Annotated in this window: 13 protein-coding genes and 2 tRNA genes; 14 read left to right on the forward strand and 1 reads right to left on the reverse strand. The window is 30.7% G+C overall.

Going from position 1 to position 15702, the window contains the following annotated elements; genetic code table 4:
- Positions 1-44: 44 nt before the first annotated feature.
- From topA to SCHRY_RS00900, 3 genes are all read left to right on the forward strand, one after another.
- Positions 45-2051 carry a type I DNA topoisomerase gene (gene topA, locus SCHRY_RS00890; RefSeq protein WP_016338588.1) on the forward strand — a complete coding sequence of 669 codons (2007 nt, stop codon included), beginning with the start codon at positions 45-47 and terminating at the stop codon, positions 2049-2051.
- An 80-nt stretch (positions 2052-2131) separates the two neighbouring features.
- Positions 2132-2455: a S1 RNA-binding domain-containing protein gene (locus SCHRY_RS00895; RefSeq protein WP_016338589.1), complete on the forward strand. Its 324-nt coding sequence runs from the start codon at positions 2132-2134 to the stop codon at positions 2453-2455.
- Positions 2456-2502: 47 nt separating this feature from the next.
- On the forward strand, positions 2503-3783 hold the full coding sequence (locus tag SCHRY_RS00900) for a glucose-6-phosphate isomerase (RefSeq protein ID WP_016338590.1): 1281 nt from the start codon (positions 2503-2505) through the stop codon (positions 3781-3783).
- A 17-nt stretch (positions 3784-3800) separates the two neighbouring features.
- On the opposite strand, the gene coaD is transcribed toward SCHRY_RS00900, so the two are convergent.
- Positions 3801-4223: a pantetheine-phosphate adenylyltransferase gene (coaD, locus tag SCHRY_RS00905; RefSeq protein WP_016338591.1), complete on the reverse strand. Its 423-nt coding sequence runs from the start codon at positions 4221-4223 to the stop codon at positions 3801-3803.
- Between the two features lie 206 nt (positions 4224-4429).
- Here coaD and SCHRY_RS00910 point away from each other — a divergent pair, with 206 nt between their 5' ends.
- The 11 genes from SCHRY_RS00910 (at position 4430) to rplI (ending at position 15702) form a co-directional block, all read left to right on the forward strand.
- Complete coding sequence (locus SCHRY_RS00910) at positions 4430-6097, forward strand: ribonuclease J (RefSeq protein ID WP_016338592.1); 1668 nt, start codon at positions 4430-4432, stop codon at positions 6095-6097.
- Between the two features lie 91 nt (positions 6098-6188).
- Entirely contained in the window at positions 6189-9134 is a 2946-nt protein-coding gene (locus SCHRY_RS00915; protein WP_016338593.1) for a DNA translocase FtsK, read from the forward strand.
- Positions 9135-9341: 207 nt separating this feature from the next.
- Positions 9342-10208 carry an energy-coupling factor transporter ATPase gene (locus SCHRY_RS00920; protein WP_016338594.1) on the forward strand — a complete coding sequence of 289 codons (867 nt, stop codon included), beginning with the start codon at positions 9342-9344 and terminating at the stop codon, positions 10206-10208.
- Positions 10196-11113 carry an energy-coupling factor transporter ATPase gene (locus SCHRY_RS00925; protein WP_016338595.1) on the forward strand — a complete coding sequence of 306 codons (918 nt, stop codon included), beginning with the start codon at positions 10196-10198 and terminating at the stop codon, positions 11111-11113. The genes SCHRY_RS00920 and SCHRY_RS00925 overlap by 13 nt, the downstream gene beginning before the upstream one ends.
- Before the next feature lie 4 nt (positions 11114-11117).
- Positions 11118-12083 carry an energy-coupling factor transporter transmembrane component T family protein gene (locus tag SCHRY_RS00930; RefSeq protein WP_016338596.1) on the forward strand — a complete coding sequence of 322 codons (966 nt, stop codon included), beginning with the start codon at positions 11118-11120 and terminating at the stop codon, positions 12081-12083.
- A gap of 2 nt (positions 12084-12085) precedes the next feature.
- A complete protein-coding gene (locus SCHRY_RS00935; RefSeq protein ID WP_016338597.1) occupies positions 12086-12826 on the forward strand; it encodes a tRNA pseudouridine synthase A in 741 nt (246 codons plus the stop codon).
- Positions 12827-12972: 146 nt separating this feature from the next.
- Positions 12973-13896: a hypothetical protein gene (locus tag SCHRY_RS00940; protein WP_016338598.1), complete on the forward strand. Its 924-nt coding sequence runs from the start codon at positions 12973-12975 to the stop codon at positions 13894-13896.
- A gap of 89 nt (positions 13897-13985) precedes the next feature.
- A tRNA-Ile gene (locus SCHRY_RS00945) sits at positions 13986-14062 on the forward strand.
- A gap of 12 nt (positions 14063-14074) precedes the next feature.
- Positions 14075-14150 (forward strand) — tRNA-Ala (locus SCHRY_RS00950).
- A gap of 153 nt (positions 14151-14303) precedes the next feature.
- A complete protein-coding gene (locus SCHRY_RS00955; RefSeq protein ID WP_016338599.1) occupies positions 14304-15173 on the forward strand; it encodes a hypothetical protein in 870 nt (289 codons plus the stop codon).
- Positions 15174-15252: 79 nt separating this feature from the next.
- A complete protein-coding gene (gene rplI, locus SCHRY_RS00960) occupies positions 15253-15702 on the forward strand; it encodes a 50S ribosomal protein L9 (protein WP_016338600.1) in 450 nt (149 codons plus the stop codon).

Below are 15702 nucleotides of genomic sequence, written 5' to 3' on the forward strand. Positions count from 1 at the left end.
TAATGATATTTAGGTAATGGATAAATTAACAAGGAGACAAGGACATGTCAAACACATTAGTAATTATGGAATCACCAACTAAAACTAAAGCTGTTCAAAAATATTTAGGCGAGGGTTTTATTGTTTTATCATCGGAAGGCCATATTAGAAACTTAGCAACAACTGGTGATTTTGGTTTAGGAGTTGATATTAATACTTTTGAACCAAAATATAAGATGGAACGTAATAAAAAAGAACTTGTTAAGCAACTAAAAGGGTTAGCTAAAACAGCACAATTAGTTGTTCTGGCAACTGACCCTGATCGTGAAGGGGAAGCAATTGCTTATCATTTAAATGAAGTATTAGGTTGTCAAGAAAAATCAAAGCGAGTACGATTTAATGAGATTACCAAAGATGCTGTTTTAACAGCATTTGAAAACCAAACAGAAATTGATATGAATTTAGTAAAATCACAAGAAGCACGCCGAATTTTAGATCGTTTTATTGGTTTTCGGTTAAGTAAATTATTACAAAAAAAGATTAGATCAAAATCAGCAGGTCGTGTCCAATCTGTTGCGTTGAAATTAGTTGTTGAACGGGAAAAAGAATGACAAAGTTTTATTCCGGAAGAATACTGAACTATTGAAGGAACATATAAAAAAGCGACCGTTAAATTAAGTAAATATAATAATCAAAAACTAGAGTTAAAAACAGAAGCTGAAATTTTAAAAATTAAAACAGAAATTACTAACCAATTCATTGTGACTGAAATTAAAGAACAAGAACGCCAGCGAAAATCACCAAATCCCCATACAACTTCAACAATGCTACAAGAAGCTAGCAGTAAATTGGGATTTGTTTCAAATAAAACGTCCTTAATTGCTCAACAATTATATGAAGGAATTAAAGTTAATGATAATATTACTGGGTTTATTACTTACCCGCGAACAGATTCAATTCGTTTAAGTGATAAATTTACCCAAGATGCATTTGATTATATTAGCATTAATTATGGCAAAGAATATCTTGGTGAAGTAAAAACTAGTGCAAAAAAGAAAAATATTCAAGATGCCCATGAAGCAATTCGCCCAACTGATTTAACAATGACTCCGGAACAAGCAAAAGATTATTTAACACGTGATCAATTACGGTTATATAAAATTATTTATGCTCGTAGTTTAGCTAGTTTAATGGCAAGTGCGAAATTAATTGGGAAAACAATTTTCCTAACAAATAATGCATATGAATTTAAAATGACGGGAAGTACTGTTGCTTTTAGCGGGTTTTTAAAATGTTATGTGTTTGATGATGAAAGTGACGATGAAATTATTAAATTACCAAATTTAAAAGTTGATCAAACAATTGAACTGGATGATTTATACGGTCTTCGTCATTTTACAAAACCCCCAAGTCGTTATTCGGAAGCAAAACTGATTAAATTGTTAGAAGAAATTGGGGTTGGTCGCCCCTCAACTTATGCACCAATTATGCGGACATTAAAAGAACGTGGTTATATTATTGTTGAAAATAAAAGCATTAAAGCAACTGAAAAAGGGATTTTAACTAGTGATAAACTACAAGAGTTCTTTAATGACATTATTAATGAAAGTTATACTTCTTCAATTGAAGAATCATTAGATGTTATTTCAAATGGAAAGTTAGAGCCAAAACCATTATTAAAAGAGTTTTGGGAGCGCTTTGAACCACGAATTGAAGCGGCAATGGAATTAATGGAAGAAATTCCAATTGAAAAGGCAGGAATTGACTGCCCTAATTGTGGCCTTGATTTAGTTTATCGTTATGGTAAATATGGTAAATTTATTGCTTGTTCAGGCTTTCCAAAATGTCGTTATATTCATCAAACCGGACCAAAATTTGGGCAATGTCCTGCTTGCGGAACTGGGGAAATTATTTTGAAGTTTAATAAACGCCACCAGCGTTTTAAAGCTTGTACGAATTATCCTAATTGTGAATATACTGATTCGTATCAAGAACCAAAGAATAGTTCTGGTGAAGAAGATCAAAACGAAGAAACAGACCAAAACGGATTATATCGAATTAAAATTATTTAAGAAAATATTTTATCTTTATGAAAATTATTTTCATTGTTTTAATTATATAATGGGGTTAGTTTAGAAAGGGGATAAGTACTATGTATGATAAAGGACAAATGGTTACTGCAAAAATAACTAACATTACTCCTTTTGGAGCATTCTGTGAATTACAGAACGCTTCAGGATTAATCCACATTAGTGAATTTTCAGACTTTTTTGTACGTGACATTAAAGATTTTGTAAATATTGGAGATTCTGTAGAAGTTGAAGTTCTTGACTTTGATCCAAATAAAAAACAAGTAAAGTTAAGTTATAAGAGTTGTCGTCCAGAATTGTTGAAAAAGAACAACAATCAGATTCAAGAAACTGGGTCAGGATTTCAACCATTGCGTGATAAATTAAGTTCATTAACTGACAAATAGTAATATCAAAGATGTATAAAAATAATGGAAAGTGATGCTTTTAAATTATGATTAAAGTAAATTTAGCAAAGGCAATAGACGAAAAACTGCTTGAAAATTATCACCAAGAAGTTAAGAAGATTCATCAAATGATTCATAATAAGACCGGAGCGGGCAGTGAATTTTTAGGGTGAGTTGAATGACCAAAGGATTATCCTCATGATGAATTTATGGCAATGGAAAAATTAGGAAAAGCATTACAAACTGAAATTGATGTCTTAGTAGTGATTGGGATTGGGGGCAGTTATCTTGGTGCTCGCGCGGCAATTGAAATGATTAATGGCCTATCTTCCGAACCAAAAGTTAAGGTAATTTATGTTGGAAATACAATGTCTTCAACATATACGAAACAGGTTTTAGAATTCCTGGCAAATAAAGAATTTGGAATTTGTGTTGTTTCGAAATCAGGAACAACGACAGAACCAGCAATTGCATTTCGCTTATTTAAAGAGCTGTTAGAAGCAAAAAAAGGCAAAGCAATTGCCCAACAAAGAATTGTCACTATTACTGACCAACATCGGGGTGCTTTAAAAAAGTTAGCAACAACGGAAGGTTATGCTAGTTTTGTTATTCCTGATGATATTGGGGGGCGTTTCTCGGTTCTAACACCGGTTGGGATTTTTGCCATGGTTGTTGCTGGCATTGATATTAATTTAGTGATGCAAGGAGCGCAACAAGCTTATCAGGAAACCCTAAGTGATGATTTAACGAAAAACGAAGCTTATAAATATGCTGTTGGTCGTTATATCCTAAATCACAACCAAAATTATTTAGCAGAAATGCTAGTTACATATGAGTTACAACTACAAATGATTACTGAATGATGAAAACAATTATTTGGTGAATCAGAGGGAAAAGATGGTAAAGGATTACTACCATTATCGTGTGTTTTTTCAACTGATTTACATTCATTGGGTCAATTTATTCAAGATGGAACCAAAAAAATCTTTTTTGAAACGGTAATTAAAGTAAATCAACCAGGCTTGGATTTAACATTAACTGCTGATCAAGATAATCTTGATGGCCTAAATTATTTAGCAGGTAAAACCCTTCATGAAGTAAACAGTATTGCAATTGATGGGGTTATTAATGCTCATCATGAAACTGGTGGCGTGCCAGTGATTTTATTAGAATTCAAAACAATGGACGCAAAAATGTTTGGTTACTTATCATATTGATTTATGAAAGCCTGTGCAATGTCGGCATATTTGTTAGGGATTAATCCCTTTGACCAACCAGGTGTGGAAGTTTACAAACTTAATATGTTTAAACTATTAGGAAAAAAATAAAGGATTTTTACAATCCTTTATTTTTTTAATTTATTAATTTGTTTTAAAAAAGTTGATGAAATTTCATTTAACCCATAGTCCGCAATTAAGAAAATTGTTTCTAATTGCGGATTTAATTTTTTCATCGCATAAGATAATTCTAATTCATATTTTAAATCATTATTATTTCGTAGACCACGAATAACATAATTAATACCTAACTGTTCAGCCAAACTACTAGTTAGAATTGTATCATTAATTAAGACAGTAATATTTGGACTAATTTCAGCACAAATTGCTTTAACTTTTTCGGCACGTAAGTTAATGTTTGTTTGAACTGTTTTTTCCAAATTATTTGAAACAACAACATATAGCGTTGGAAATAATTTAATTGCTTTTTTAATAATATTTAGATGGCCGTCATGGATCGGATCAAAACTGCCAGGGAACATTGCTTTCATAAAATTTACGGAACCTTTCTTGTTAAAAATCACTATAATTTTGACATAATAAAACTTCAAATTAATTTTTACATTTTATTTTAATAATTTTATAACTTAATGTATAATAAAACAAGATTACATTTATTTATTAGAACATTCAATTGTTCACCATGCGACATAATAAATTGTAAATATGAGGAAATAGAGAATAAGGAGCTTATTTTATGGCAAAAATTAATTTTTTCGCCCTTGGGGGATTAGACGAGAGAGGTAAAAACTTATACTGTGTTGAAGTTGATCAGGATATTTTTATTTTTGATGCAGGGACAAAGAATCCAGAACGTGGAATTTTAGGAATTGATGTTGTTATTCCTAATTTTGATTACTTAAAAGAAAATAAACAACGTATTAAAGGGATTTTTATCTCAAAACCATCTGATGAGTGTTCAGAGGCAATAACATATATTTTAAAAGAATTACCATTACAAGTTTATGGTAGTGATTTGACATGTAGCATTTTAAATTTTCATTTACAACGTTTTAAAGTTAGAGGGAAAGAAGAATTATTTACCCCAATTTCAGCTAAGCAAATTATTGATTTTGGCCAGTGTCAAATTGAAGTTTTTTTAACAACAACAAGTATGCCAAATAGTTTTGGTTTTGCTTTACATACCCCAGATGGAACAATTATTTATACTGGTGATTATATGTTTGATGCAAAAGCTGATACAAATTTTTCAACAGATTTACAACATTTACAAAGTATTGTTGCTAAACAAAAAATTTTATTATTTTTATCAGAAGCAACAGCCGCATCACGCCAAGACTATACGGCTCCTAATCATAAAATTAATATTTATGTTGAAAGAGCAGTTAAAGAAGCAAAAGGGCGAATTATTTTAGCTTGTTTTGATCAAGATTTACATAAAATTAGTGAATTATTTGATTTAGTTCGGGAAAATAATATTTCAGCGGGAATTTATGGTCAAACATTATTGGAAGCATTAAAAGTTTTACGCGAAAATAAAAAAATGAATTTAGATGGTATTAATCTTGTTCCATTGCATGAAGCAGTTAGCCAAGAAAAATCGTTAATTATTGTTACAGGTTCAGGAGAACGCTTATACAGTCGTTTAATTAAAATTGCTGGGGGTAATGATGATATTTTAGATATTAAAGAAACTGACATGATTATTTTAGCAACCCCACCAACACCAGGGAGTGAATTAAACCATGCTAATGTTTTGGATGAATTAGCACGAACAGTCGCTAAAACAATTGCTTTATCAGCAAAAAAAGTTTGAACAATGAATGCTAGTTTTGAAGATGTTAAATTAATGACATCAATTATTAAACCAACTTACTTTATTCCCGTTAAAGGATTATATAAAGATTTTGTCTGAGCAAAAACAGCTGCAATTGAAGCAGGTGTTAATCCCGAAAACATCTTTTTATGTGATAATGGTGAAAATGTTGAATTTGTTGATGGAACTTTTGCCAAAAAAACTAATCGCATCAAAACCGCTGACTTATATGTTGACGGAATTGGAGTTGGCGACATTGGCGCAGTTGTTTTAAATGAACGAAAACAATTAGCAACTGATGGTGTTGTTATTGTTGGTGTTTCAGTTGATAGTAAAACAAAAGAAATTGCTTCTTTGATTGATACCCAAATGCGTGGCGTTATTTATATTCAAGAAAATAATGATATTTTTAAAAAAATGCAAAAGATTATTACTGACATTGTTGAAAAACATCATGGTCGTGCTGTTGCTGGGGAAATGTATGATATTAACGAAGTAAAAAATGAAATTCGTTCGGTATTAGCAACATTCGTTAAAACTGAAACAGGAAAAACACCAATTATTTTAGCAATCGTGAATGAAATCTAATTTTGTGATATATTTATATTGTAAAGTAGTTTATTTTTTAGTATGGTCATTTAAACTACAGAGCTAAAACTTTAATTAGGAGGGCTATTAAATGAAGAAAAGAACTTATACTGATCACCCTCTCAATGATCAAAATCAAACGACTGCAATTATTAAAGTCGAAAAAAAACCGCGCCGTAATGATGCGATTGGTTGAGTTATTGGAGCGTTATTAGTAGTTTTTTTTACAATTATTTCAGTTGGACGGATTACATTAATTGGTCAATTTATTGATGATGTTATTTTTACCTTTCTTTTTGGGTGGTTTAAATATTTATTGTATTTCTGTTGTTTAATTGTTGGTTTAACGATTTTTTTAGGCGTTAAAATTAAGATAAAACGCAGAGTTCGTTGGATGACAATTTGTTTTATTATTTTAACATGTTGACTTGTCAGCGCAATTTTATTAATTTACCAATTTTCGCAAAACCAAATGCCATTTTTTGATCAACAATCATTTTTAAATATTATTAAAGCCTATATTAAAAATTGACAGAATGCTTCAATTTTTTCGCCAGAAGCTTTAAAATCAATTACTTTTGTAGGCTTTAATGGTCAATGAATTACATTAGGAGCTGGAGGCGGAATTATTGGAAACTTTTTAGCTGGGGTTTTTTCTTATCTAACTATATTTGGTTCAGTTGTTTTATGTTTAATTTTATATCTTGGTTGATTTAGTTGAGTTTTTACCGGAAGTTTTTTAGGGTTGTTTTTACCAAAACAACGTCGTCGTAATAAAGGAATTCGTGTCACAAGATTATGATCAAACAAGGCAAAAAAAATTAAAAAGCCAGGGAATAACTCAATTTATCAATCGTTAAATGTTCCTGATGATGAATTTTTTACCCCCCAACAAGTAATGCACACAACAGAATCTTCTGATATTACAATTCAAATGCCTTCATATACTGCTTTGCATGATCAACAGTTAATTGAGGATTTAATTGCCGATGATTTTGTTGGTAAGAAAAAAACAAAACAAAATTATGTTAAGTTTGATGACTATAATAGTCAACCTCCTCAACAACCACGCGATAGTAATTTTGTAGCGCAACAAGATTTTTCATATTCTCGAACAGGAGGGGTTAAAAAACCAGTTGTGCCCCAACCTGATCAGTATATTCAACCACGGAATCGTCGTAGTGGGTTAAATTCTGGCTTTGATGATAATCGTAATATTAATGATTTACCAGTTTATTCTTCTGCTTTTGGTCAAAATGTTGATTTGAATGAGGCACGCAATAAACTAAATTCACAAGCAAATATTACTCCGTTTGGAAAGATTAAACGGGATGGTGCGCCATCAAACCCACCAACTGCTGAGCAAACATCGCTTTATGATGATAGTGGGGAAGTAAAAGATTTTAATCAGCCACGAGAACCTCAAACACTTGTTAATAGCACGCCAATCACATCAACACCTGAGGTTGAGCGACCAACAAATGATTTTTGAACAGCCCCACCAAAACCGCAACCAAAAGTTGAGATATTTGATCGACCACGCCGTAATGTTGTTATTGATAAACGTGAGCCAGTCTTAACAAGCCGCCCACCAGCCTTTAATAATCCCAATTATAAATTACCTAATTTAACATTATTAAATGAAAAACAAGATAATGCAAATAATAATGAACAAAATAAAATGGCGGCCCATAATAAGGCTTTAAAAATCAATGAAGTATTCCAACAATTTAATATTGCCGCTAGTGTGCAAGGAGTTAATATTGGTCCAACAATTACTAAGTTTGAAATTCAAATGCAACCAGGAGTTAAAGTTAATAAAATTATGAGTCTTGAAAATGATTTAAAATATGCTTTAGCAACACAAACAATTCGAATTGAAGCCCCAATTCAAGGGAAATCAGCGGTTGGGATTGAAATTGCTAACCAAATTAGTAATAAAGTTACTTTACGCGAAATTATGGAGCGAATCCCATTGGAAAAACAAGATAAGAAATTACTAGTGGCAATTGGCCGTAGCGTTAATGGCGATATTATTTTTGTTGAATTAGATAAAATGCCCCATTTATTAGTGGCAGGTTCAACAGGAAGTGGGAAATCAGTATGTATTAACACAATTCTATCATCGCTATTATTACGTACAAAACCATCAGAAGTGAAATTATTATTAATTGATCCAAAACAAGTTGAATTAGCAGTATACAATAATTTACCGCACTTATTAACACCCGTTATTTCTGATACTAAATTAGCTAATCCAGCATTGAAAAAAGTTATTGCGGAAATGGAACGTCGTTATAGTTTATTATCCACACGGGGAGTACGAAATATTGAAGCCTTTAACTTGAAAGTAACTCCCGAAGAGAAGTTACCTTATATCGTTATTATCATTGATGAATTAGCTGATTTAATGATGACAGCGGGGAAAGAAATTGAGGATTCAATTATGCGCATTACACAATTAGCGCGAGCAGCTGGAATTCATATGATTATCGCAACACAACGACCTTCAACAGATGTTATTACTGGAGTTATTAAAACAAATATTCCATCCCGAATTGCCTTTGCTGTTGCTTCTTCAATTGATTCACGCACAATTTTAGATCAAAGTGGGGCTGAAAAATTAATTGGTTATGGGGATATGTTATACGCCCCCGCTGGACAAAATATCCCAACTCGCGCGCAAGGAGCTTATATTTCTGATGATGAAATTGAACGCTTAGTTGAATATTGTCAATCACAACAAGAAACTAGCTATGATGAAGATTTCTTAAATATTGAAAATAGTCATAATGGTGTTAATAATGGTGATTTAACTAGTGAATTAGATCCCCTTTATCAAGAAATTAAAAACTTTGTTATTTTAAATCAAAAAGCTTCAACATCATTAATTCAACGGAAATTCTCAATCGGTTATAATCGCGCTAGTCGCTTAATGGATACATTAGAAGAAAATGGCGTAATTGGCCCACAAAATGGTGCTAAACCACGGGATGTTTATATTCAAAACATTGATTTAGATGATAATGATTATTAAGAAAAACAAAAAAAGTTACGATAAGTAACTTTTTTAATAAATTTAAAGAAATTAATTTTTTTGATTGTTTATATATCCTTTTTATATATAATTAAAAAAGAAACGGACAAAGGAAAAAAATAGTAACTATTTTTTATAATACGATATAATTAAATTATTAATTATATAAATAAGAAGTATAAACGGTTAATAGGGATGAGGCAAACAATGAAAAAGAAACACAAAAAAAACGATAATCATTTAGAGAAAAAAAATAATATTTCTTTAAAATTAACAGATGTTGAGTTTAAATATCGTGAGACTCATCCAAATGCTGTTGATGGTGTTAGTTTTGAAATTAATCATGGTGAATATGTTACAATTATTGGCCATAATGGGAGTGGTAAATCAACAATTAGTAAAATTATTATTGGGGTATTACGACCACAAAAGGGAAAAATTGAAGTATTTGGTAATGAAATGCATGCGACAACCTTAACTGAAATTCGCCGTTTTTTAGGAATTGTTTTTCAAAATCCAGATAATCAATTTATTGGTTCAACTGTTCGTGATGATATTGCTTTTGGCTTAGAAAACCGTTGTATTGCCCAAAAAGATATGCAGGCAATTATCGATGATGCCGCAAAAAAAGTTGGAATGTTGGATTACTTAGACCATGAACCATTAATGTTATCAGGGGGTCAAAAACAGCGTGTCGCGATTGCTTCAACCTTGGCATTGCAACCAGATATTATTATATTTGATGAAGCAACAAGTATGTTAGACCCCAAAGGCCGTCAAGAAGTTAAACAAATTATGGTTGATTTAAAAAATACTCGTCAAAAAACTATTATTTCAATTACCCATGATATGGATGAAATTATTAATGCTGATAAAGTAATTGTGATGAATAAAGGAAAAATGGTAAAGTGTGGTCGCCCAGAAGAGATTTTATATGATGGGGATTTCCTCAAGGGAATTCACTTGGATGTGCCTTTTATTTCAAGAGTAATTAATAGTTTAAGAGAAAAGGGCCTTAATGTTAATAATACTTTAGACATGGGAGAGTTGGTGAAAGACATATGTCAAAAATAGCAAAAAAAGCAAAATCAGTTTCAATGCCGGAAAATGATCAAATTATTTTTAAAGATGTTTCATATGTTTATGCGCCAAAATCACCGTATGAATACCAATCTTTGACTGATATTAACTTGGAAATTAAACCTGAAAAAATTACGGCAGTAATTGGTTCAACGGGTAGTGGAAAGTCAACGTTAGTTCAACACATTAATGGTTTATTAACCCCAACTCGGGGAGAAGTTTATGCCAATGGTTTTATAATCAAAGCTAAGCAAAAAAAGATTAAAGATATTAAAAAATTACGTAAATCAATTGGTTTAGTTTTCCAGTTTCCTGAATATCAATTATTTGAAGAAACCATTGAAAAAGATATTATGTTTGGACCAGTTCATTTAGGGGAAGAAAAAGAAGTTGCCCGAGCTAATGCAAAGAAATATCTTGAAATGGTTGGTTTACCAGAAAACTATTTACAACGTTCACCATTTGATTTATCAGGAGGTCAAAAACGTCGGGTAGCGATTGCGGGAATTTTAGCAATCGAAGGAAACACCTTAATTTTAGATGAACCAACTGCAGGCTTAGACCCTGAAGGGGAAGAAGATTTTATTAAATTATTTAACAATATTAATAAGAATGAGAAAAAACGGATTATTCTTGTTACGCATAATATGGATCATGTTTTAGACATTGTTGATGAAGTCGTGGCTTTAAAAGATGGGAAAATTATTAAAATTGGAACACCGTTTGAAATTTTTAAAGATAAAACGTTATTACATGAATTACAAATTGAACCACCAAAGATTTATAATTTAATTTATCAATTAGCTGAAAATGGCTTAGATTTACGGGAAGAAAATATCCGTAATATTAATGAATTAGTTGATAAAATTATTAACATTAAAAAACAAAGAAAGGGGTAAAAATATGAGACTATCGTTTGGTCGTTATATCGCGTATGATTCAGTTATTCATCGAATGGATCCAAGACTGAAATTATTTATGTTACTAACATTGATGGTTGCGATATTTTTCCCATCAGGTTTTACGGGCTATGCTATTATTGGGATTGCCCTTGGTTTAATTTATATTTTATCAAAACTCCCATTTAGAATGCTATTTTCATTATTAAAACCAATTATGTTTATGTTTATTTTTCTATTAATTATTAACTGTTTTTTGGTTAAAAGTGGTTATTTAGGTTGGCATTGAGGGGGAAGTCCTGAAGCAATTGGTCCAGTTGCCCCTGGTGGTCAAACATGATTTGCTTTTTCAGAAAAGGCAATTTATAGTGCCTTATACATGGCAATTCGGATTTATTTAATGATTACAATTACAACGATTTTAACTTCAACAACCCAACCATTAGATTTAACATTAGCGTTAGAAGATTTAATGAGTCCGTTAAAATTAGTTAAATTCCCAGTTCATATTTTATCAACAATTATTTCAATTGCTTTAAGAATGATTCCAACTTTAATTGAAGAAGCAAGCCGAATTATGAAAGCGCAAGCTTCGCGGGGAGTTGATTTTAAACATGGTCATTTTAAAGATAAAATTAAATCAACAACATCTTTAATTATTCCATTATTAGTATCAGCTTTTCAAAAGTCAGAAGATTTATCATATGCAATGGATGCTAGGGGATATGACCCTCATGCCAAACGAACACGCTATCGTGCTTATAAGTTTCATTTTGTTGATGTTATCATTTTCATATTTGGAGTAGGAATTGCTGGTGTTGTGATTGCTCAATCAGCAACAATGGGACAATTCACAACCTTTTATGAGGGATGACATTGAAATGGGACAGAGTTAGTTTATGGATATTTTAAAACAGGATTTTTACAAATGAGAATTCCTCATCTTGATGATTTTGTTGTAGGTTGATAATAATGTTAAATCTACTGTTAACTTTAGAATATGATGGCTTTGATTATAAGGGCTGAATTAAACAAAAAAATGCTTTAACAATTCAAGGAGAATTAGAAAAAGCCTTTTTTAATGTTTGCCAAATTAAACTTTGAACCCTAGGAGCAAGTAAAACTGATGCGGGTGTCCATGCATGTGATCAAAAAGTGTTAGTTAAAATTCCTTTTCAACCAAAAGACTTAGTTTTTTTTATTAAAACTGTCAGTTATAGTTTACCGCTTAATATTAATATTAAAAATTATGTTGTTGTTGATGAAAATTTTAATGTTCGTGACACAAAAGAAAAAGAATATATTTATACAATTAATGATCAAGACTATGATTTAGTTAATCATCGTTACGAATTACGAACTAAGCAACAATATGATGAAGAACGCCTTCACACAATTGCCCAAATTTTTGTTGGCGAACATGATTTTGCCTTTTTTAGTGGTGTAAAAATTGGCGAAACAATTAAGACAGTTCGAACAATCAATACAATTGATGTTGCCCGTGATAAAACTAAAAAAATAAAAATTCATTTTAAAGGCAAAGGATTTATTCGTTATCAAATTCGAATGATAGTTCAGAATATTCTTGAGTGTTATCATGGTCGGGTTACGATTGAAACTTTGCAAGAACAGTTAGCAAATCCGCCGGCTGGTAAAACAACAATTTTTAGTGCTAAGCCATATGGCTTATGCTTAGCTAAAATTATTTATTAAGTAATTACATTAAGCAATTATCATTTCGCCCCTAACAAAAAGAATTTTTGGGGCAAGGCAGTTAAAATTGCTTTTTTATGATATAATTATAATGCAAAAAAGTATAGGTCATTACATATAAAAGCGTTAAAGGGGAGCGAAACAAAATGAATAACGGGTTTTACATTTTACCAAATGATGAGGGCTATTTGGTAAAATCATATGATACAAATGGGGATGTAGCATTATTTCGTAGCCGCCGTGATGCGGAAGTTTTTATTAGTGCACTAACAACCCCACAACATGGAATGGGTTATCAAGCCCCATATCCTGGTTATATGCCTGGACAACCAATGATGCCAATGTATCCACCACAATCTTCACCACAAGTTTTTTTCATCCAACAACCAGCGGCACAAGCCCCATATCCATCATCAACATATCCTTTTTATAGTTCTTGTCCAGCCCCAGGAATGATGGTACCACCAATGCCAATCAATGGTTGTGGATGTCAACATGGTTTTGACCATCAACATCAACCAGGTAATAATGTCAATAGTGGCAATAATCAAAATAATCGCCAAGGGCAAGGAAATTTTGATAATAGTGTTAATGATAATGTTAATCAAAATGATTATAATTTAAATCAACCACCATATTATGAACAAGAATTTATGGCTAATCCAGTTTATCTTGGCCAAGACCAAAATTTTAATCAAAATTATAGTTATAATAATGAAACAGATAATAATCAATCACAAGATAGTCAATATTCTCAGCCAGAAGTTGGGTTTGAAAATAATAACATCAATAATTTTGCACAGGAAAATAGTCAATTTCAAGAAAACGATAACCAAGATAATAATTTTAAAGATGATAGTGTTAATATGTTTAATTTCATTGACAATGAACCGACAAGTTCAGAATATGGTGAACTTTCAAAACGCCAATTGAAAAAATTAGCAAAACAAGAGAAAAAGGCGGCTAAAATACAAAACAAAGTAGAACAAAAAAACGCCAAAAAAATGGCAAAACTAAGCAAATATGATCAATATGATAATTTGGAAGATTTAGATAGTTTTGTTGAATAACGTAAAATTATTTTAAGGAATATTTTTCAAAATAATTTTACTTTTTATTGTTTTTTTATTTAATTTAATGTTATAATTATTTAGGTTTTCGGGCTATAGCTCAGCTGGTTAGAGCGCACCCCTGATAAGGGTGAGGTCGATGGTTCAAGTCCATTTAGCCCGACCATTTTTATTTTGTGGGCCCGTAGCTCAGCTGGGAGAGCACCTGCCTTGCACGCAGGGGGTCGACGGTTCGATCCCGTTCGGGTCCACCATTTAGTTTAAAGGTAATATATAAGGGACATTAATTAAAAATTAATGCCTTTTTTATTTTATAAAGATAATTTTGCTTTATGGGGGCTCTTTTTATTTTAGGATTTTTTTGATATAATTAAAAAAAGAAAAAAGAAAAATATAAGGGGTTCACAATGTCAATTTTTGATAAATCAAATAATAAGAAATATGCGTTTTTTTTAACTAATTTTGGGGAAATTTTAGATTTATGAAAAGGATTTTTAAAAAATAAAAAAATTGCGATCTTAGCTGATCAGGGATCAATGCTTTTTTTTGGGTTAGATGTTGAACAGACAATGGAGTTTTTTAGCATTAATTTAGCAAGAAATAAAGCGCTAAAAGAAATTGAAATCGGGAAAGCAAAATCTAAACATAAGTTTTTAAAAAACTTTAATTTAAATTTAGAGTATCATTTAAAAAATAAAAAGGAACGCGATATTATCCGAGAAGTAATTAGTTTGATTAATGGCTTATTACAAGAAAACTCTGATGTATTTAAGTTTTGTGAATTTTCTTATAATATTAGTAAGTATATTCTAGCATTACCAAACTTAGACTTATCGAAGGAAGAAAAGCTTGAATTAGAAGTATATCTTACTAAATTAGAAGAATTATTTGCTTTATTTAAAATTACAATTACTCCAAAATCAGAAGAGAGCAATGTTCTATATTATTTGAGTTACCAAAAAGATGTTGTTAATCAAAATGAAACTCCTTTAGTAAATAAGTTAGATAAGGAAGTTATCTTTAATCAGTATTTTAGTAAAAATGGTGATTTAGTTGAAAAAAATAAAATTCTAGCTAATTTTGCCACTTTATTAGAAGAAAAGCGCCAAGAAATTAAAGATTTTAATCCAAAATTAGAATATGATATTTTTAGTTTTATTGAGCACTCAAAACATCGTAATTCATTAACTTTTCAAGAAGATCTTGATTATGAAAGAAGCATGGATAAAATTTTTAAAAAAGCAATTTTATGTTTATATTTATTAGAAATTCAATAAGGGAAAAGAACTAAATTATCGAAAATAATTTAGTTCTTTTTAATGATATTTATTATATAATTTTTGGTAGGTGATAAAAATGAAAGTTATTTTAATTAAAGATGTCAAAGGAAAAGGGAAAGCTAATGATATTATAGAAGTATCTGATGGCTATGCCAAAAACTTTTTACTTAAACAAAATTTAGCAATTCCAACAACTAATGCCAATGTTTATAAATTAAATGAAAATTTACGAGAAAACCAAAAAACGATTGATGAAGAAATTGCGAAATTGGGGTTGCTAAAACTTGAATTAGAAAAATTAACCCTAAATTTTAAGTTAAAGATGCATAATGATAAGGTTTTTGGATCTATTTCATTGGTTCAGATTGTTGATCGTTTAGAAAAAGAGTTTAAGTTGAAAGTAAATAAAAAAAACTTTGTTGATAAAAATAATTTAGTTGATGTTGGGTTACATTATTTAACAATTAAGTTAAATCATCAAGTAACAGCAACATTAAAAGTAATGATTGAAAAAAAGGAGAGTTAG

Source organism: Spiroplasma chrysopicola DF-1, assembly GCF_000400935.1.
GTDB classification, from domain to species: Bacteria; Bacillota_I; Bacilli_A; order Mycoplasmatales; family Mycoplasmataceae; genus Spiroplasma; species Spiroplasma chrysopicola.